Raw genomic sequence first — 20,543 nt, forward strand, 5'->3', positions numbered from 1 at the left:
TAGGAATGATCATTGTCATTGCCAAAGAGCAATAAAAAAGCTTCTGATACCCATCTAGGTATCAGAAGCTTTTATTAGCTTATTCATTTGTTAGGCCGTTAAATTGCTCCATCTTTAATAAGATCGATTAAGTGTTCGAGCCAATCGGTGGTATGCTTCGCCCTGCTGGACGTATAGCTGGTCATGAAATCAACAAATTTTCTTCTTTGTTCATCCACTTCTATATACTTTTCAAATTGGGAAATATGCTCCCAACGATCTTGATATTTCTGCAATTTCTTCTCCAGAATAGTAACAACCTTGTCCCGATCCACGTGCTGCAAGCTTGCCATGCCAATCGTCATTCCACTGACATCAGCTGCATTTTCAAACAACTTATAGATTTTTTTGGGAAGCTCCTCTCGGCCTTTTGTTGTGATTGCAAATACTTGTTTATCCGGCCGGTGCTCTTCACGAACCACTTCTACGACTTCGATCAAGCCTTGCTTAGTCAACACTTCAAAATGATAATAAAGCTTGCTCTCGGTTAAGCCTGTAAACTCATCAAATGGAATCGGCTCCGACAAATGCTTCTTTAAGAGGTAAGGATAATTATTGCCTTCCATCAGCTTGCTCAGAATATAAATTTGGACTTCCATGCTTTAGCTCCTTCAGCATCATTCTCCTTATTGTAGCAGATCTTAAACCGTAATTTCAGCAGTTTTTTTAACATTTGGCTGTGTCGTGTCTTCGATCAGCGAATCTTGTATCGATTCTTCTGCTGCCTGAGGCTTGTGCAGGAATGCCACAATCAGCAAGTTGATGAGCAGAGCTCCTCCACCTACGGCCGCCATCATCCAGTGATGATATGCGGAGCTGTTATCCGTAAATAATAATTCAAAGTTTGCCTGTACGGCATAGTACATCGGTGAAATATAACTCATCCATTCATATGGCAAATACATCATATCTCGCGGGATGGTTGCTCCATTAGCTATCGTTTGAAGCAATAAGATCGGCATGTTCAGAATCATGCCCCCTTCACCTACCAGGAAGATCAAGATCGCAGTGAAGTTGAAGCAAACCATATAGTTCAGGATTTGATGACCCCACAAGGTGAAGAACATCTCTGATCCGTGATTGGTCACGGCATATGAAATACCAATTCCTGCGGCCGAGGATAGTGTCGCAATAAGTAAAGCAGTAATCTGAACATATAAGAACAATCGCCACTTGCTGGTTGTACCCCGATTAGCTTTATAGGAGCCGACCAGCTGCATAGCCCCAATCATTGCACCAACATAACCCGCCATAGTCAGGAACATCGGCAGCATATTGTTATGCATTCCTGCTGGGATTTCATTAATGGTTACGGAGTTGCCGACATAAGTCGTTTCGATCTTCTCGGCCATCTCAGCCGCTTGATCCTCCGGGACATTTAGTGTCATCAATATATTTTGTGCGGTTTGCGTCGAGAACTGAGTGCTTAATTGATTGTTGATTTCACTAACAATGGAGGACATGGACGAGGAGACGACCGTTGCTCCTGCACCATTCGTTGTAAAGTCAATGCTGGATGACACATCCCCGCTCTGCAAATCCTGCGAGAACGTCTCTGGAATATGAACCACCAACGCCAAATCATTATCTTCCAATTGAGCCAGCGCCTCTGAATTCGATAAATCCGTTGAAATCTCTTCAAATGGCAAATTCTCCTGTAACTGCTCGGCAATCGTTCCCCCATACTCTCCTTTATCTTCATTTACGATGGCAACGGGGAGTTTATCAATATTGTTCGGGATTGCGGTATATCCGGGGAGAAAAATCCCCAGCATCGCGACCGCGTAAAATATCCCCATAAAAATGGCGGCAATCGCTCCTCTTGTTTTTAAAAACGTTTTAAACTTCATTATTCATCTTCTTCCTTTCGAGCGAAATTTTACTTTTTTGAGAGTAGTTTTATAAAAGCACTTTAATCAAAGTATATTATATATTACTCTTACTTTTCAAGAAAATCAAATGACTCGGGGTTTATCGTATCGATGACTGGTGTAAAATATTTGAAAAATCAATATATCCGAAAGGAGCAAATCTATGTCAAGCCATCATAACCTAAAAGGTAAAATTGCTGTAATCACTGGAGCTGGCTCTGGTATTGGACGTGCCGCAGCGTTGCAATTCGCAAGAGAAGGCGTGAAGGTGTGCCTGTTAGATCTAGACCTTGAACATGTGAATAGGGTGAAGACGCAAATTGAGGAATCCGGTGGCGAGGTCATAGCCGAGAAGTGCGATATCAATTCATCTCAAGACGTCAAACAGGGAATCCGTACAGCAAGCGATCATTGGGGAGGTCTTGACATTGTATTTGCCAACGCAGGTATTGCCGGAGAAATGGCACCTATAGAAACGATGAAGGAAGACGATTGGGACCACACGATCCATACCAATTTAAGAGGTACGTTCTTGACCGTTAAACATGCCATCCCCTTCATGAAAGAGTATGGAGGCAGCATCATAATTACAAGCTCTGTTAGTGGAAACCGCATTTTCTCTCAAGCCGGATATACTGCTTACAGCGCCTCAAAAGCCGGACAAATTGCACTTATGAAAATGGCTGCTCTGGAACTCGCGCAGTACAAAATTCGCGTAAACGCGATATGTCCAGGTGCTGTTGAAACTCACATTGGACAATCCATTCACAACTCCTCTGATATTAAGGACATTGAGATCCCAGTCAAATTTCCTGAAGGTGATCAGCCTCTGGAACATGGACCGGGTCAACCTGAGCAGATCGCTGATTTAGTGACATTCCTCGCTTCCGACTTATCATCACATATCACCGGAACGGAAATATATATTGATGGTGCTGAGTCCCTTCTTAAATAAACACAGCGCAATAAATCTCGTGGACTATAATTTACATCCCCAAAATATATAAGCCGCCATATGGCGGCTGAACGTAAGGATACATAATGGTCGAAGTATTTATTCAACAAATGGATCTTACCAAAACCTATCTTGGTGTCCCATTAACAGCGAAATGCCTTCTGCAAAGTAATAATCCCCATAAATTAATGGGACATCAACATTGCTATTCCCAGGGTAATGACTCGTTCCATGTAAAATGAGACCTTCCTCTGTTTTCGATTCCCATGCTCCATAATTCGTATATAGGGAATAAAGGATTCGCTCTGCACATTTGCGGTATATATCCGCCTCCAGCCCGTTAACCTGATCTGCGATGAGCAGGAGTCCGCAAGCGGCACAAGCTCCGGCAGAGGAATCTCGAATCGAGGGAATTCCTTCCGGTGAACGGAAATCCCAATAAGGAACATGATCCTCCGGTAAATTAGCCATAAAGAAATGAGCCGTTTGCTTGGCGGCATCCAGATATTCCTGCTTACCTGTATAGTGATAGCTTAGACTCATTCCATAAATAGCCCACGCCGTTCCGCGAGACCATGCTGATTCTGGTGCGTACCCTTGTCCTCCCATCACCTCCAGCTTCTCTCCGGATTCCGGGTCAAATACAACGATGTGACTAACGGAACCGTCAGGCCGATAAAAATGCTTCAGCACCGTATCGGCGTGCTTAACGGCGATGTGCTTATACCTTGGATCTCCCGTCACACGAGAAGCCCAGTATAACAGGGGTAAATTCATTAAGCAGTCAATGATTGCCCAGCCTGCATTATTCTCTCCATTCCACGCTCGAATGTAACTGCCTTGAATGTTGAATCGCGCAGCCAGAAGATTAGCGGCTAGCACGGCTCTCCGTTTCGAGTCCTCTGCTCCTAGAAGCTTATATCTAGCCCCGCTTGTTAAGGTCCACATGAATCCGATATCGTGATCTACCAGATTCGCATCAGCAAGCAATGAATCGAGCTGACGTTCGCAGGATTCTGCTGTTTCCTTCAATGCATCGTCTTTGGTATCACGGTAAACAAGCCACAGTAAACCTGGCCAGAAGCCGGCGGTCCACCAAGAGGCTCGCTCCAGCTGATATTCACCATTCACACTTGCATGTGGAAAACGGTCTCCAATTCGATGATGAACCCGCTTCACTTTTGCTACCGTTTGATCCCAAGCTTCTTGTACCCAATCCGGTTGAATTGTCATATTAATGCTCCTCTCGAGAACGCTAATGGTTATCTCAAAATGGCTTTGTCCAAATGGACAGTCCCACCAGACCATGCCTTAAGTGCCGTCCACTCGGCCTGTCCTTGCCAAAATGCAGTGTCAGGCGACAGCCCTAATGGTAGAAATACCGTCGTACACAGATATAAGCTGCCTGTCGAAATGTAGGCTTCTCCGATATCAGGCTGACTTCCGGCAAATCCGATTCGCAGCCAGCCGGAATCATCAAAAGTACCCGGCATCTGGACCTGCCGCTTGATGACCGCCGTAAGCGCACAGCGAACTTGAGCCGGTTCCAACTCTTCCGGGAGCTCCTCCCTTAAGGCCATTAATGATAAATGCTGAAATGCGCCAAAGCGATAGGCCAAGGATCGTCCAATGGGCGGGAATGTGCCTTCTGGTGATATGAACCGTTCCAAAACAGCGGCATAGCGTTCAGCTCTCGTAAACACTTTGGCTCGAAGTTCTGCCCAATCTCCATACTGATCTCCAACAGCATCCAATATTTCCACCTGCATGGGCTGAATGACATAGCTGTTATAATAATCCCAATGAAATGCAGGCCCATCTCCATAAGCACCATCGCCCTTATACCACTGCTCATGCTGCCTTAGCGCATAATCCACTCGCATGCGATCCCAGTCTTCTACTCCCATTCGAAATAAAGCGGTTTCAATCATTGCGCTAAATAACAGCCAATTGCTGAATACAGGTCGTATAATACGGGTTGCCCGCAGAGCTGAGATCAAATTCCTTTTTACTTTCTCATCCAGCTGTGCATACAGCACACTCGGAGCGCGGAGCACCGCGTTCGCAAGAAAAGCCGCGTCGACTACAGGCTGTCCTCCAATCGTAAAATTCATATAGTCTGGAGAAGCCGGATCTGTAGCCATATCCATTGCCCGTCTTGCCAGCTCGGCCATCTGTGCCCGAATTTCTCCTTCTTCTCCTGTACGAGGACCGTGTTCAAGCCATGGTGCAATTCCAGCAAGCGTTCGCCCGAGCGCTTCTAGATAAGTGTAATCGGATCGATCCCCCACCCTTGCTTCAACAGGCATATCCATCTTAAGCCGACGTTCTGATAATGAATACAGTACAGGACGAACAATGCGAACCAGAGTATCCACCCAATACTTACGATCGACCGACATCGTTGCTGCCTCCTTTTTCATCTCCTTGCTTCCAAAAAAAGTATAGACGCTTGCCTCCGACCATTCAATAAACTTTTTTAATAGCAGAGCTGGTCAAAATCTTCATTTCGATGTCTACATTACCTATCTATCGTTAAAAGATCCGTAAGGAAATCAAAGAATCACACAGAAGGAATTCATTTGCCCACAAAGCAAGGATTGGATTTAGCTGTTTCTGCTAGAACAAAAGAAAATGACTCCGGATTTATTCCAGAGTCATTCTCTTTATATGAAACAACATCCAAAAATACTGAAATCTAAAATTCAATGACTTTTAATTTTTAATCAATCTCTACTTAATGAAAATAGAGGGATATTAATCTCTTTGACGGGAGCGCGCCTCTCCACCCTTGCGCCCTGCCTCTTCTCTGCTCATTTTACCATCATTATTGGAGTCATCACGAGCTTCTCCACCCTTACGGCCGATTTCTTGGTAAAATTCCTTGTCGTGGTTCCGGGAAGTCGCTTCTCCTCCCTTTTCACCAATTTCTTGATAAAATTCCTGATCATGATTCCGAGAAGTAGCATCTCCACCTTTTTTCCCAATCTCTTGGTAGAATTCTTTATCGTGATTGTTAGATGTTGCTTCTCCACCCATACGACCTGCTTCTTCACGACTCATTTTGTTGTCTCGATTGTTTGCCATTTGAATTCACTCCTTAGTAGATTAGTTTAGGAAGTCTTTCTTACTTCCGGTACGTTATTGAATTACCCGCCTCCAAAAATATTAAACTCCCTTTTAGTATAAAATCCATATTCATTCGAACAAATGGCTATACTTGCTCTACTTGGTGCTTCACCATCATTAACGCGGTGTCGTGTTGAATTATTAAGAAATAAAAATGGCTGCCGAGGTTTTCTCGACAGCCTGAGCATCCGCTCTTGAGCGGAATCTGTTGGCTATAAAGCAGCGCGGGAATGATATAAATCCGCTACTCGCTTCAATCTTTATTCAATAGTTATCATATCTAAACACATAAAATCTTCATCAAAATAACTTCCCGCATATTTTAAAGCTCTTTTTTCCTTGCCGAACACTCTAAAACCTAACTCTTCGTATAGCTTTTTCGCAGAATTATTATCTGACATCACAGTCAAATTAATTTGCTCCAATCCCTCTTGCTTCCCTGCTAATATGATCAGCTCTTCGAGTAACTTTTTACCAAGACCCATTCGGCGATGTTCGGATGCTACATACATTCCATAAATGTTCCCTTTGTGTGCGGTTTTCATGTTGATTTCGCGTAGGAAGGTCACAATAGCTATTAATTCATTTTCCATAAATGCACCAAGTGTAAACTTGTTACTCGTTGAAGTTATGCGCTGGGCAACCTGTTCTACTGAATAATTTAGTTCAAGCTCATAAGTTGATCCGAATGCTTCCGGGTTGGTTTGCAAGGCCTTAAGCCGGAGAGCCTGATAAGCCTCTGCGTCATTCTCAGTTAATACACGAATAATCAAAGAATAGGCCTCCTTTAAAACATCCCCATACATTTACATACTAAAATGTGAGATGTCATACTTTATGTTAGAGTACGACATCTAATGATGTAATGCAATTGTGCAAATTCTGCGGCACGCATCATTAAAGAAACATTTTAATTTTTTGGACTTGTTGATCGTAACATACGCTTATACCACGATCTATCCATTGTTATGTAAAATGAGGAGCTGGCTGTCAATTGACAGCTGCTCCATTTTTCGGGACATGAACAAGCTATCATTAAGGATTAATTCACTTGCAAACGTTTGCTCCAATGTACTATTTAACTATTAGATCGATGCAGCTCCAGCAGGTGCTCCTTTCTGAATATTCCCGTAGCTGCCGTAGGTCCAGGTTCCTGTATCAAAAAAGTAATTACTTTGATTGTTGCTGTCCCATGCTCCGTTCCCATCCGTGAAGCAAGCCTCTAATTGTGAAGCGCTTCCAATATTTATACTAAGCTTACTGTAGCCGGGCACCTCAGAAGCTTGCATTCTCACACCGGGAACAGATGTCCAGTTCCCTCCTACCGGCCGATAATGTATATAAGGAGTACTGAAGCCATGCTTGTAATAAATGGTCACAACATTATTAGAGCTTGGCGCGCCTTCTTCGACCCAGACGGATACAGATCTGTCAAGCACACTAAAGTTGCCGTACCCCTGAGCATTTATTGTGACTTTATTTGATATATTTCCAGTCATATCAGTCCAGGTCTCTCCAGCATTTTGTGTACCTACATACATGCTTTTACTTCCGCCAGAACCATCGGTTATAAGTGTTGCAAGGCCCGATCCGGCTTTCGTGTTCAGCCCTTCCCGCGTCCATCCGATTACATCCTGGTGATTAACGTAATCATGCTGAACACCATAGGCGTAATTCTTTCGCGCTTCTAGGAGTGGGTCTAGCACTTCTCGCATGGGCTGAATATTGTGGCTTGGAATTCCATAATAATCACCGTAGAATACAGATGGATATCCTTGTTCTCGAGTAAGAATATAAGCATATGCTTGAGGCTTGAACCATTCGTTAACCCAGGAAGCAAGTGATTGTCCAGGCTGGGTATCATGGTTATCGACGAATGTAACGGATTTTACCGGATCGCTTGCCACCAGCGTATTTTGTGCGATGGTTCGCATATCATATCCACCATTTCCGTTTGAAGCAGCTTGAAATCTATAATGCAGCGGGACATCAAATAGCGACACGGTGCGCTCTACTTTATTCAAGTAATTCTGAAGCTTCGCCACATCTCCGCTCCAATACTCACCGACACTAAACAATTCCTTCCCTGTGTCTGCCCGAACGCTCTGTACAAAATCCTTCATGAAGCTGAATTTGATATGCTTTACCGCATCAAGGCGAAGCCCGTCCAGATTCAAAGTATTTACATACCACTCGCCCCAATTCTTCGTTTCGTTCACGACATCCGGATGGTCAAAATCCACATCTTCTCCCATCAGATAATCATAGTTGCCATTCTCTGTATCCACTTCCCAGTCCCAATTCTTACCTGAGAATTTATAAATAGATTCCTTCTGGTTACTTTCATTCCAGCTTGTTCCATTAAAATGCTCCCAGCGCCACTTAAACGAAGAGTATGCATTGTTACGTGCCGGAAAGTCATATTTCGTCCACGCCTGTATGTTATATGCACCTGACGTCTCCTGGTTACGGTTCGTTCGCGAGACTTCAACGGCATTACCGAATTCAGTACCCTCTGCACCCATCTTGTGATTAATGACCACATCGCCGTAAACCTGAATGTTATTTTGATGAAGCTCATTAATTGCACTTACAAGTTGATTTTTGGTCCCGTATTTTGTTCGAGTCGATCCTTTTTGATTAAATTCACCCAAATCATAAAGATCATAGACACCATAGCCGACATCATTGTTTCCAGCCTGGCCCTTATATGCTGGAGGAAGCCAAACAGCTGTTATACCTAGATTGCTAAGATACTGTGCATCCGATCTCAAGTTGTTCCAATGTTCGCCCGTATTAGGCAAATACCACTCAAAATACTGCATCATTGTTCCATTTACTGGAGAGCTTGCAAGTGTCTGTTGTTCACTAGCCTGAACCGTGTCCAGGTTCGATTGTGTAATACTTATTGAAGATAGCAAAACTAAACAGACAAGGAATGAAATTAAGGTTTTGATGCTCTTGAACAAAATCATCTCTCCTCTACGACTATTTTGCCTTCATTTTGAAATTGAAATGAGCGCAAACGTTTGCGCAAATGGCCATAAAAATTCAAATTCAACACAATCTTTGAACTAAGAAAGCAGTCTTTGTATTTTCCCTCCTCTCCACGTGGCCCTTCGACTTTGCATGTATTAACTTTTATATCCTTTAATGTATATACACTCCAGCCGATGAGTGGATTCTACCATATTCCAATTGAAATTAACAAGATGTTTTTGGAAGCGCTTTATACATTGATTGCTGCGCAAATATTATCATCCATACAGAACCTTTGATACATGTAAATGTTTATTTATGCTTGGAGCCAAGATACAAATTGTTCAGATAGATCCTCCGATCGGACAATGAGTTGTTTAACAACTGAATTATATAAGCATCATTCGATATAAAAAAAAGCCGCATTTATTCATGCGGCAGCACATACAGAACCTAAAATTGTACCCAGGTGAGTCTTGCTACATCGAGTTAGTCATAGCTCGATCCCTTTATTTATTTCTCAATATCACATTTTCAGTCATATTCCAAAATAAATGATCGAATTGTATTGAAGTAAAGTTCCAGCATTTATAAGATTATTTGAAGAAGTTAATCCAATGGTACATAAGTCTCATCAATGATCAGGATCGGTTTAATGACCTGTCCAGAAAGTGACTCCTCTGCTGCTAAGTTAATATCCTCGAATTTATATAATTTTGCTAGCTTGTCAAAAGCAAAATTACCTGCTTTGTAGAATTCCACCATTTGACGAATGGAGAGCTGAGGAACTGCCTTGCCCATTCGGGCACCAACCAAATTACGGTTTTGCATTGTAAAGTCATTGGTTGTGTTAATCTCCATATCTCGCCCAGCAGCAACCGGGGCTACAGATCCACCGACAGCCAGAACTTCAATGGAGCTGCGTACGACTGCATTGACACCGGTAGTGTCCACACTGTAGTTCACACCTTTTCCATTTGTCAGTTCGAGGATGGCTTCCTTCACATCCACATTTTTGCTGTTAATCGCATGTGTCGCGCCAAGCTCCTTAGCCCGCTCCAAGCGATGATCATGAATATCGACCGCAATGACTTTGGTGCAACCTGAAATTTTGGCTGCCATCATTGCAGCTAAGCCAACTGCACCCGTACCGAAGATAGCTATAGTTGTTCCAGGTTCAGGTTTCAATCCATTAAACACGGTTCCACTCCCTGTCAGGAACCCGCAGCCCAGCGGGCCAACTAAACGAAGATCAACCGATTTATCCACTTTAGTTAAGCTGGACGGACTCACGATAGTATGCGTTGAGAAAGACGATTGTCCAAAGAATCTGGTTACCGGTGTACCATCAGCTTTGATCAGATAAGGCGTGTTGTCATCCCGTTTACCATGGAAGTTAATGTGATTCCAGTCATCGCATGATGCCGGCAGACCCGTAAGACAGCTGTCACAATGTCCGCAATAACCAAACGATATAACGACCTGATCTCCTGGTTCATAGCCAACAACATTTTTGCCTACCTGCTCAACAACCCCAGACCCTTCATGACCAAGCACAATCGGCATCGGATATTCTGTATAGCCTTTGCGTACCACATCATCAGAGTGGCACATGCCCGATGCAACGATTCTCACGAGTACTTCGTCGTCACGAATTTCGCTTAACTCTAGCTCCTCTATTTCATAAGGCTGGTGAAGTCCATTCAATACCGCTGCTTTAATCTTCATACAATCTCCCCCGTAATGTCGTTTTTTGAACACTATTAATGATACCGTTTACTTTCTTTTAAAAACACTTATCTTTATGTACAACTTCTTGAAATGTAAAAGTATAGCTTTTGGGAAATTCACTATACTTTAGGATAGTCAGTTGGATATAATCTATTATTAGGAGGAGATTAAACAGATGAAAAGTTGGAAAGAGCAGCTAATATCTATCCCACAATCCTATTCAGTGAATGAACGTCTTTTTGAGATGATGAAAATATTCTATGAGCATTTCCCTTGCCGTATCATGCAGTTGTTTCAATATTCGAGCTTTAACGGCACGTTCAGCGGGATCCTAACTTATGAGAACTCGAATGTTCAATCGATTGCACACATACACCAAGTCATCACAATTAATTCTTATGTTCACGAAGGTATTCTAGAGAACAAAGTGTGCTTCTTCTCGGACAGTAAATTTCAGTTGTCCATTGGTAATCAGTTTGTGCTGTCCGAGCCTGTCCACGATATGTTGATGATCCCTTTTTCGGTAAATGGCATTGTCGTTGGATTTATGACTGGTGTGAATGTACAGTATGAAGTGACCAAGGAAATGTTAGAAGAAATCCGCAGCTTCAGTGAAAGTTGTGTACATATGCTTAACATCACAAAATACGGGAAGACAACTCATTTTACGGATAAAGAGCTTATCATTATGCAATACATTTCCAATGGTTATACGACAAAAGAAATCAGCAGCATCCTTCATATTGTGGAAGCCACGGTTAAATACTTTTTAAAGAACGTCATGCTCAAAACCAACAGTAAAAATCGAACGGAAGCCGTGGCAAAATTGTTTCGTATGAAGCTAATCCAATAAGTATGTTTTACGTTCCATATAAGGACTAAATTGTGTTTATTGTTAAAAAAGCAGTTGATCATTCAGATCACTGCTTTTTTAAACTATTTCGTTATTTTATTCTATAATTTAATTACATCCATTATTAAATCTATCTTTTTAGCTTCGAACTCTTCTGGAATAACATGAACTACGCTACATATCCTTTTGTACGGTCGATAGGGAAACAATAACGGGTCCTGCGAAATCGGAAGCCTCTTCTCCTTTCGGATTATGAAGGCGGAACTCAAAAGCATCCCCTTGTTCTGATGTCCACACCATATAATCGCTGATCCCATTCTCCCCGGAAGCTTGAAGGTAAAGCTTAGCTGAACGAAGAGGATGTTCGACCAACTCACCGCTATAATCAGATACTTCTCCTATTTGACTCAACTCTTCAATCGCTGCAGCTTCAAGCTGATCCAAATCATAATCGGCTGGTAACGGTTCAATTTCCACGCTGTAATCTGGATTGCTGCTTAAACTCAAGCGGCCGGTAGCTGCATCAAATGTAAACTTCTCAAACACATACACACTAAATCCTTCACCGTGATTCAAGCGCCCATCAAGTGACTGATTACCTTCGGCCGTCATCATCTCAAAGCTCTTGGTTTCTTCGCGATTCATCTCTACCTGAGACTCCTGCTCGGTTGAAGGAGACAAAGATGGTAGATCTTCAGAATCTTCTGTTACCGGTTTCGTCACTGGTCCTGCTTCCCCTGAACAAGCGGTAATGACAATCACCAAGACGAAGAGTGGAACAACTATCCAGAAGGGATGCTTCTTTTTCAACTTCATCTCTCCTTTCGATCTCGATCTTAATGGACCCACAGGAAAGAGCTATGGTGTCTGAAACCTAGCCTTAAGCACTTTTGTGATTCCATAATATGTATTACACCATACTAAGGTTCAATACTCGCTTTTCACTCATTCCTCATATAAAGATCACTGCAGTATTCTGAATATGGAGATACATATTCAAAATCACAAATTACATATATTAACAATTTTTGGCAGTTATGATATGTTTATTTTGAAAGCGCATCCATGACCGAGCAGAGAATCAATTCTTCATCATATTATATATGGAGGGAAGATGGTAATGGTACAATTGTTCAAAAAGTCAAGCGCAATACTGCGGGCATTTACTCTGTTCCTTGGGTTAATGGCAGTCCCTACTCAGGCAGATGCTCCGCTCTTCACAATCGAAAGCGAAAACGCTCAGCTTAGCTCCGATCTTCAAGTGGTCACGGAAATCTACGGCCAACCTAAGCCTGGATACACGGGTGATGGATTTGTCTGGATGCAGGGTTCCGGGACGATTACCTTCAATGTGACTGTTCCAGAGACAGGCATGTATGAAATCTCTTCACGGTATATGCAGGAGGTAAGTCCTGACGGCAGCAAACATCACTGGCGGTGAATGGTGTAACGAAAGCAACTTTTATGCTGCCCTACGCGACTACATGGTCCGATTACAATTTTGGATTTTTTAAACTAAACGAAGGAAGCAATACGATTCAATTGAAAGCAGGCTGGGGATTTGCATATTTCGACTCCTTCACTGTAGATCATGCTGATCTTGATCCCCTGGATGTACAGCCTGTCCTCACAGATTCTCAAGCCACACCTGAGACTCAGCTTCTTATGAATTACTTAACAGAAGTGTATGGTAACCATATTATCTCGGGTCAGCAGGAGATATATGGAGGTGGTAATGACGGCGATTATGAGCTGGAATTTGAATGGATCAATGATTTAACGGGCAAGTATCCAGCCATCCGCGGCTTTGACTTCATGAATTATAATCCGCTGTACGGCTGGGAGGATGGCACAACCGATCGGATGATTGATTGGGTAAACAGTCGAGGGGGGATCGCGACAGCCGCTTGGCATATCAATGTACCCAAGAATTTCACTACCTATCAGCTCGGACAGACTGTAGATTGGAAGGATGCCACCTATAAGCCAACTGAGACCAATTTTAATACAGCAAATGCCGTTGTTCCCGGTACGAAAGAGTACCAGTATGTGATGATGACTATTGAGGATCTCGCAGAACAACTACAAATTTTGCAAGATAACAATGTCCCTGTTATTTTCCGTCCTTATCATGAGGCGGAGGGCAACGGTGGACTAAATGGAGAAGGTGCATGGTTCTGGTGGGCTTCCGCAGGTGCAGAAGTGTACAAAGATCTGTGGGATCTGCTCTATACTGAGCTTACGGAAACATATGAGCTTCACAACTTGATCTGGACTTACAACAGCTACGTATACAGCACTTCTCCGGCATGGTACCCAGGTGATCATCAAGTTGATCTAGTCGGTTATGACAAATACAATACAATCTACAACCGTGATGATGGTTTGTCCGGCGTCCCGAATGAGGATGCCATCACCTCGATTTTCTATAAGCTGGTTGATCTGACGAACGGTACGAAGATGGTGGCCATGACCGAGAATGACACTGTTCCAAGCTTACAGAATCTAGTTGAAGAGAAGTCAGGATGGCTCTACTTCTGTCCATGGTATGGCGAGTATCTGATGAGTTCTGCTTTCAACTATCCTGCCACATTGACAACGCTATATCAAAGTGATTATGTCATCACATTAGATGAGCTTCCAAATTTACAATTCCAATAATCCATCACCAAGCGCCTCCCTCTCACCTGTAAATGTGTCATTTGATATATTCAGCAGAATATTACCCTCTCCCAATGGCAAGTCAAGTTACCGGGTTTGTAAATAATGAACAGGTTCCGGTTATTTGAGCAATGAGCATAGTTGGGGCTTTGAGCCGTAATTGTAAAGTAAGTAATAAGGGCAGGAACAGGTTAATACCTGCTTCCAGCCCTTGTTTTGTATTTACTCGAAGATGAAAACGATTCAGTCATTTGAGATTGCATTCATCTCTGAATATACTTCTTTATAGGTTGGTCATCCCACCTGCGATAATGAGGACAGGTATCACAGTTGTACGAAGTGTTGATCCCTGTTATGTCTGCTCCTTTCTCTTCGGGTCGAGCATATACTCCTCGAATCGATCGAGCCGATCCTCCCACAGACCACTGAACAGAATCAAACCATTCATCCAAATCCTGAAATCGCTGTGCTTTAAATTGGCTGCCAATTTGTTTTAACTCAAGAGCATCCCGTTATAGCTTCATTTTTTGAAGACGCAGGGAATTAAGCACGACCGAAACGGAACTGAACGCCATCGCTGCACCCGCCAGCCACGGAGCCAGCAAGCCAATAGCAGCGATGGGAATACCTACTACATTATAGGCAAGAGCCCAAAAGAGATTTTGCTTAATATTACGCATCGTTCTTTTGCTTAATTGAATAGCGTCAGCGACACTATTTAAATCTCCACGCATGAGTATAACATCTGCTGCCTCTGCAGCTACTTCTGTACCTGTGCCTACGGACATACCCACATCAGAAACGGCAAGTGCGGGAGCATCGTTGATTCCGTCTCCTACCATGGCTACCTTATGTCCCAATTGCTCCAGCCTCTTCACCTCTGCCGCCTTCTCTTCAGGAAGAACATTTGCAATGACTTTGGAGATTCCAACCTGACTAGCAACAGCCAGAGCAGTGCGCTCGTTGTCCCCCGTCATTAATACCACTTTAATCCCCATTGCTTGAAGTCGGCTAACGGCTTGTGCGGAAGTTTCTTTCACGGTATCTGCGACAGCGACCATTCCCGCCCATTTGTGATCTATTGCCACTAGAAGCACCGTTTTTCCTTGGCCTTCAAGCTCAGACATTTGAACCAATGCTTCGGAAGGAATCCGCACTTTAGCATCAGTAAGCAGTCGGCGTGTTCCAACGAGAATATTCTGGCTGTAACCCCGAGCGCGAACACCGTAACCTGGAATATTCTCGAATTGTTCCGGCTTGAGTAGGATTCTTATGCCTCTGTCCTCAACACCTTCCATTATGGCTTGAGCGATTGGATGCTCAGAGCTTAACTCCGCAATTCCCACTCGTTTCAACATTTCGTTCGAGGACCAATCAAGTGAAGTTATCACATCGGTTAGGATAGGTCTTCCATGAGTGAGAGTCCCTGTTTTATCTAGTATGACGGTCTGGATGTAACCTGCATTCTCAAGGTACTCCCCGCCTTTAAACAGAATACCGTATTCAGCAGCGCGACCCGAGCCAGCCATGATGGATGTTGGTGTAGCTAGGCCGAGAGCGCATGGACAGGCAATGACCAATACAGCAATTGCCTTTTCCAGAGCTAAGCTAAAATTGCCTGAGCTTTCGAAGAATAAGGAAAATATAAATGTGATCGCAGCCAGGCTAATTACAACAGGCACGAATATACCAGAAATGGCATCAGCAACACGCTGGATTGGAGCCTTAGAGCCCTGAGCTTGCTCCACGATATGGATAATCCGTGCCAATGCGCTCTCAGCACCTACTTGGGTCGCACGTATAATGAGACGGCCATTTATGTTTAGCGTTGCTCCAGCTACGGGATCACCCAACTTCTTGTCCACCGGAATGCTCTCGCCCGTTAGCATGGATTCGTCTACGGAGGAGGCTCCCTCCTCCACGATTCCATCCACTGGAATCTTCTCACCCGGCTTCACAAGAACAAGATCATTGGAGAGCACATATTCGGAAGGGATTTCAATGATCTCACCGTTTCGAACGACTCGTGCAGTTCGCGGAGTCATTTGCATCAATCTACGGATCGACTTTACAGCTCTGCCTTTGGCCAAAGCCTCCAGCCATTTGCCGAACAAAATTAGTGTGATCAATACGGCGCTCGTTTCGAAATAGAGATGGACTGGAGCAAGGCTTGTCGTATTTACTGCCTCGTGATTATGATTAAATATACCGCCGGAGTTGCTCACGGATATTAGATATACACTATACAAATAAGCCGAGCTTGTCCCAAGTGCGACAAGCACATCCATATTAGCGCTTCGGTTTTTCAACGCTTTATAGGCACTTTGATAGAATGTGGCGCCTAAATAGAACTGTACAGGCGTCGCCAATAGCCATTGAACTAAAGGATTCGTAAACACGTCAGGTACCCATATCCAGGAGGTAAACGAAAAATGGGAAGCCATTGACCACAATAGAGGGAAAGTAAGCAGCGCTGACAAGATCCACTTCCATTTTTTTCGCTGTAGATCCAATTCTCGCAGGGCAAGTGCTTCTTCCTCTGTTGCTTTGACATATGCCTCATAACCCAATTGCCTGATTAGATGGATAAGATCTGAACCTTTGAGTGTTCCTGATATGAACTCAACATGCCCTGACTCTAATGCCAGGTTCACATTTGCACGCATCACTCCCGGAAGCTTACTGAGTCCTTTTTCGATTCGGGCTGAGCATGCGGCGCATGTCATGCCTGCAATCTCTAAGTCAATGGCTGTCGTCGCCGTACCGTAGCCCAGATTCTCAATCTTGCTCCGAAGAGTCTCCACATTAACCTCTCCTGGATTGTACTCAACCTTAGCCTCTTCCGTGGCAAGATTGACATGAGCTTGATGGACCCCATTTAATCGGGATAACGCTTTTTCAATACGCGCAGAGCATGCGGCACATGTCATTCCCGTTATTTTGAGATTCGTTCGCTGATAGTTGTCTGTTTGTCTAGGGTTCATAGAATGGCGTTTATTCGAAAGTTGGTCCATATGATATTGAGCTCTCCTTCACTAATCGTAATCATCTAAATATCATACGTTGTACTCTCGATCTTGATGATGGCTCGAAAGGGCTATGTGTGTTTATTCTTCCTTATATGTATGTATATTCGATCAATTAAAGAGCATTCGTTGCCTTCATAGGGAAAAAGAATAATGATATCAACCACAGTATCCCACATAGTGAAATCGATGGAATAACCTATCATAAAGATAAAAGGATTTAAATAAATGGATCCACCAAATATCGTTGATGCAATAATGACAGAACCGATGATTTGCCAACCACAGACCTTCTTGTGGTTGAATTGCAAATGAACATGAGGATCGTATCCAAGTTTTTGTAACCTATCCTGCCATGAAGAAAGGAATTTAATAGGCTTCTTAAACTTTTGTCCTGCCCCTATATCCGCCGGTTAGACACCAAAAAAACCTTACATTTGCAAGGGATGCAAATGCAAGGTTTTTTGTTAGTCAATGTTACTTTTTACTCAAATTATAGTTTGTTCTGTGGATTCAGATCATGATGGATGGCTTCTGGCGGAACAGCAGGTTTATATACTTGGCCTTTAGCGACCGGTTCTGCTACATAGACAAAATTACCCGTTCCGTCAGGAGCGCTTCCCGTAGCCCACAGTCCTTCGGAAGATTCATTGCCTTCAGACAGATTCCAGAATTCATAAGCCTCGGGCTGTGACTCTAACTCTGCCTCCGGAGGGAAGGTTGCTGGAACGACAACTCCATTTTTCTCCTCCAGCTCTTGGATAGCTGCCATCCATTGGTACTGATGGTAGCGGTCACGTGCAAGCATCTTACGGAATGTTGCACGAACACCTTCATCCGTTGTCATGTGGTATAGTCTCGCCACTTGAAGTCTGCCTTGGCTTTCGGCATGAAGGTTAGAACGCATATCTGCGAGCAAATTGCCGCTGGCTACAATGTAAGAACCGTTCCATGGTACACCATTTGAATTACTTGGTAGTCCACCAAGACCACTCACTAGCAAATGCTGTGGATTAACCCCACCCATAATTGCTGCGGTCACTGGATCTTTTGCTGCTTCATCCTGAGCCTCTGGGGATGCACCGTCAAGCAACTGACTGATTAATGCACAGAGCATTTCAACATGTCCAATTTCTTCGGTACCGATGTCCATCAGCATATCCTTGTACTTCTCTTCACCTCGGCAATTAAAGCCTTGGAACAAATACTGCATCATGACGGTCATTTCTCCGAACTGGCCTCCAAGTACTTCTTGTACCTGACGTGCCAGCATCGGATCTGGACGATCAACCTTTACTTCAAACTGCAATTCTTTCTGATGACGGAACATCCTATCACTCCTAATCTAAAGGTTTTTTACAATTTTCTAATTTGTAATTAAACCAATAGATCAAAATTAAACAAAATTCTAAAAATGCTAGAAAAATAGAACCTTGACGGCTTGTACTCCAAAATGAATTCCAAAGCCTATTAAAAACAGCCCAGATATGATGGATATTCCTCTCAGCAGCGTATTACTTAGAAATTTACGAAAAAAACTTGATGTCGCAGCTACCGTAAAATCCCATACAAGGACACCGATGATAATAGCCAGGCTGAGCAGTACGATCTGCGATGCACTTTTGGCGGCTGCTTCCTGTGCAAGAACGGAACCAAATATGCCGAGCCAGAACAGAATCGACATGGGATTAAACAAGGACATCCAAAATCCTGAACGAAACGATCTGCCAAGAGGCTCCCTTTCTGAAGTAACTGACTCCTTAATTTGAACGTTGCTCAGCAGACTTTCCACACCGGTATAGACCAATACAAAGAAGCCGAATAACCATAGAAACGTCTGAACAAACGGAGTATCCAGAAAATGAACCACACCTAAATACACAAGCAGCATGTAAGCTATGTCTGCAAGTACAGCCCCAAGACCAAATACCCAAGAATGAAAGAAACCACGCTTAATCCCAATATTTAATTGAGCTGCATTCAAAGGGCCAATGGGAGCGGCGAGCGACAAACCAAGCAGCATATAGGCAATATAAGCACTAGTTAACATATGCCTCCTCCTTAGATAGCAACATTACATCGTTATATACTATTCGTAGGAGGAAGCTTGTAAGACTATTTATTTGAAAGTATATATCGCAGCGACATTAAATTGACGAGCTTAATTAGAAGGTAATTCTCCCTTTTTTTCCTCCCATAGCTTAATTCGTTCTTCATGGCTAACCTGTTTATATACTTGATGCAGCATCCATACATAACCGAACGGATCTGTAAATATCGCATTAGATACGCCGTAGTCAGCCATCACTGTTACCGGCTGTATTTCTGTACAGCCTAATTCCATCGCCTTGGTGTAGGTCTCTTCAATATTGAGAACGGTGACATTTACCCAGCTCGTTTTAGGATGCTCAGGAGTTGGTGCAATCAAATGAAATTTCGGGTTCTCATCCAATAGATGAAAGCGGACGCCATATAGAGTAAAAACCACCTCATTTTCACCTCGAGGAAGCTTTGAAGCTTCCACAAGCTCGATATCGAATATACTCCCGTACAATTCCAGTGCTTTTAAGCTGTCTGTTACGACCATATCCAGTTCTACTCCAACCATCTTCTACACGCTCCTAATCTAAATTTTTTCATCTTATTATTTTCCCTAATCCTAATTTGAAGTATACTAAGCTCGCTAATTCACATTGGGACCCGGGTATACAAACCTCATTCCACGCGGGAAATACTTGTTAAAATATTGGTGACTGTGGACACCTCCTGGGTCGGTCACCAGGACAATTGCAGATTATCCCGTCCTACACCCTCCGTCTCGCCGACATACATGTATAATCGCACATCTTAAGAGTATAAAGGTACTACTCTCCACAAACACAACGAATTTATTATACCATAGAGATGCTGAACATCATGATGAATCGTCCAAAGTGGTCTGGCTCTTGAAAAGCAGCATACAGCGATATAATTCCAAGTATGTTTCCCCTTCTCCTCCGAAGACTTCAAGTTCTGCCTCCCATGGGGTATATTCGCAATCGCGCCTGTTCGGTTCGATCCCAATAAATAGTACCTCTTGTGTTGTACCACTAGCAAAATCCACCTCTAATTCTTCCATCGAGCCTGTAAACAAATAGTCGCCATCCTGTACAATTACCGCAGGAAACGCAACTGAATTATCCTTATGATATGTAGGCGGTGTATAGATATGGATGCTCCTGTTCTCAAGCTTGTCGGTTGATAGATTCCCCCGCCGTATTCTCATCTCCATGTACACTTTTTGCTCTGTTTAGTATATC

At 43.4% G+C, this 20,543-nt stretch carries 17 protein-coding genes and 2 pseudogenes; 3 read left to right on the forward strand and 16 right to left on the reverse strand.

Annotated features, from left to right (window positions below; translation table 11 throughout):
- Nucleotides 1-98: 98 nt before the first annotated feature.
- Nucleotides 99-638 (reverse strand): PadR family transcriptional regulator, encoded by a 540-nt coding sequence (locus tag BM415_RS08420; RefSeq protein WP_091156768.1) that lies wholly within the window; start codon nucleotides 636-638, stop codon nucleotides 99-101.
- A 42-nt stretch (nucleotides 639-680) separates the two neighbouring features.
- Nucleotides 681-1,889 (reverse strand): YhgE/Pip domain-containing protein, encoded by a 1,209-nt coding sequence (locus BM415_RS08425; RefSeq protein WP_091156769.1) that lies wholly within the window; start codon nucleotides 1,887-1,889, stop codon nucleotides 681-683.
- A 184-nt stretch (nucleotides 1,890-2,073) separates the two neighbouring features.
- Between BM415_RS08425 and BM415_RS08430 the strand changes: the two genes are divergently transcribed.
- Complete coding sequence (locus BM415_RS08430) at nucleotides 2,074-2,865, forward strand: SDR family oxidoreductase (RefSeq protein ID WP_091156772.1); 792 nt, start codon at nucleotides 2,074-2,076, stop codon at nucleotides 2,863-2,865.
- A 117-nt stretch (nucleotides 2,866-2,982) separates the two neighbouring features.
- Here the strand turns inward: BM415_RS08430 and BM415_RS08435 are convergent, their stop codons facing one another.
- The 7 genes and pseudogenes from BM415_RS08435 to BM415_RS08460 all read right to left on the reverse strand — a co-directional run bounded on the left by BM415_RS08435 (nucleotide 2,983) and on the right by BM415_RS08460 (nucleotide 10,701).
- Nucleotides 2,983-4,098: a glycoside hydrolase family 88 protein gene (locus BM415_RS08435; RefSeq protein ID WP_170862406.1), complete on the reverse strand. Its 1,116-nt coding sequence runs from the start codon at nucleotides 4,096-4,098 to the stop codon at nucleotides 2,983-2,985.
- 29 nt (nucleotides 4,099-4,127) lie between these two features.
- Nucleotides 4,128-5,267, reverse strand: a complete 1,140-nt coding sequence (locus BM415_RS08440) for a DUF2264 domain-containing protein (protein WP_091156775.1) — start codon at nucleotides 5,265-5,267, stop codon at nucleotides 4,128-4,130.
- Nucleotides 5,268-5,622: 355 nt separating this feature from the next.
- The gene (locus tag BM415_RS08445; RefSeq protein ID WP_091156777.1) at nucleotides 5,623-5,952 is read right to left on the reverse strand and encodes a KGG domain-containing protein; all 330 of its coding nucleotides are present in this window, start codon (nucleotides 5,950-5,952) and stop codon (nucleotides 5,623-5,625) included.
- 302 nt (nucleotides 5,953-6,254) lie between these two features.
- Nucleotides 6,255-6,767 carry a GNAT family N-acetyltransferase gene (locus BM415_RS08450; RefSeq protein WP_091156779.1) on the reverse strand — a complete coding sequence of 171 codons (513 nt, stop codon included), beginning with the start codon at nucleotides 6,765-6,767 and terminating at the stop codon, nucleotides 6,255-6,257.
- Between the two features lie 312 nt (nucleotides 6,768-7,079).
- Complete coding sequence (locus BM415_RS25490) at nucleotides 7,080-7,373, reverse strand: carbohydrate binding domain-containing protein (RefSeq protein WP_244533272.1); 294 nt, start codon at nucleotides 7,371-7,373, stop codon at nucleotides 7,080-7,082.
- Between the two features lie 24 nt (nucleotides 7,374-7,397).
- Nucleotides 7,398-8,969 (reverse strand): annotated as a pseudogene (gene amyS / locus BM415_RS08455) (alpha-amylase); the annotation flags it as partial.
- A 613-nt stretch (nucleotides 8,970-9,582) separates the two neighbouring features.
- Nucleotides 9,583-10,701, reverse strand: a complete 1,119-nt coding sequence (locus BM415_RS08460; protein ID WP_091156783.1) for an NAD(P)-dependent alcohol dehydrogenase — start codon at nucleotides 10,699-10,701, stop codon at nucleotides 9,583-9,585.
- A 178-nt stretch (nucleotides 10,702-10,879) separates the two neighbouring features.
- Between BM415_RS08460 and BM415_RS08465 the strand changes: the two genes are divergently transcribed.
- A complete protein-coding gene (locus BM415_RS08465; RefSeq protein WP_091156786.1) occupies nucleotides 10,880-11,557 on the forward strand; it encodes a helix-turn-helix domain-containing protein in 678 nt (225 codons plus the stop codon).
- 174 nt (nucleotides 11,558-11,731) lie between these two features.
- Here the strand turns inward: BM415_RS08465 and BM415_RS08470 are convergent, their stop codons facing one another.
- A complete protein-coding gene (locus BM415_RS08470; RefSeq protein ID WP_244533188.1) occupies nucleotides 11,732-12,367 on the reverse strand; it encodes a hypothetical protein in 636 nt (211 codons plus the stop codon).
- A gap of 310 nt (nucleotides 12,368-12,677) precedes the next feature.
- On the opposite strand from BM415_RS08470, the pseudogene BM415_RS08475 reads away from it, so the two are divergent.
- Nucleotides 12,678-14,303 (forward strand): annotated as a pseudogene (locus BM415_RS08475) (glycosyl hydrolase); the annotation flags it as partial.
- 267 nt (nucleotides 14,304-14,570) lie between these two features.
- Here the strand turns inward: BM415_RS08475 and BM415_RS25780 are convergent.
- The 6 genes from BM415_RS25780 to BM415_RS08500 all read right to left on the reverse strand — a co-directional run bounded on the left by BM415_RS25780 (nucleotide 14,571) and on the right by BM415_RS08500 (nucleotide 20,515).
- Nucleotides 14,571-14,705 carry a hypothetical protein gene (locus BM415_RS25780; RefSeq protein ID WP_280142850.1) on the reverse strand — a complete coding sequence of 45 codons (135 nt, stop codon included), beginning with the start codon at nucleotides 14,703-14,705 and terminating at the stop codon, nucleotides 14,571-14,573.
- A gap of 25 nt (nucleotides 14,706-14,730) precedes the next feature.
- Complete coding sequence (locus BM415_RS08480) at nucleotides 14,731-17,202, reverse strand: heavy metal translocating P-type ATPase (RefSeq protein ID WP_091159140.1); 2,472 nt, start codon at nucleotides 17,200-17,202, stop codon at nucleotides 14,731-14,733.
- Between the two features lie 535 nt (nucleotides 17,203-17,737).
- Nucleotides 17,738-18,574 (reverse strand): manganese catalase, encoded by an 837-nt coding sequence (locus BM415_RS08485; RefSeq protein WP_091156791.1) that lies wholly within the window; start codon nucleotides 18,572-18,574, stop codon nucleotides 17,738-17,740.
- An 87-nt stretch (nucleotides 18,575-18,661) separates the two neighbouring features.
- Nucleotides 18,662-19,294, reverse strand: coding sequence for a LysE family translocator (locus BM415_RS08490; protein ID WP_091156794.1), 633 nt, complete (start codon nucleotides 19,292-19,294; stop codon nucleotides 18,662-18,664).
- A gap of 111 nt (nucleotides 19,295-19,405) precedes the next feature.
- The gene (locus BM415_RS08495; RefSeq protein ID WP_091156795.1) at nucleotides 19,406-19,852 is read right to left on the reverse strand and encodes a VOC family protein; all 447 of its coding nucleotides are present in this window, start codon (nucleotides 19,850-19,852) and stop codon (nucleotides 19,406-19,408) included.
- Nucleotides 19,853-20,158: 306 nt separating this feature from the next.
- Nucleotides 20,159-20,515 carry an alpha/beta hydrolase gene (locus tag BM415_RS08500; protein WP_091156798.1) on the reverse strand — a complete coding sequence of 119 codons (357 nt, stop codon included), beginning with the start codon at nucleotides 20,513-20,515 and terminating at the stop codon, nucleotides 20,159-20,161.
- Nucleotides 20,516-20,543 lie beyond the last annotated feature (28 nt).

It is taken from the genome of Paenibacillus sp. 453mf (genome assembly GCF_900116105.1).
GTDB classification, from domain to species: domain Bacteria; phylum Bacillota; class Bacilli; order Paenibacillales; family Paenibacillaceae; genus Paenibacillus; species Paenibacillus provencensis.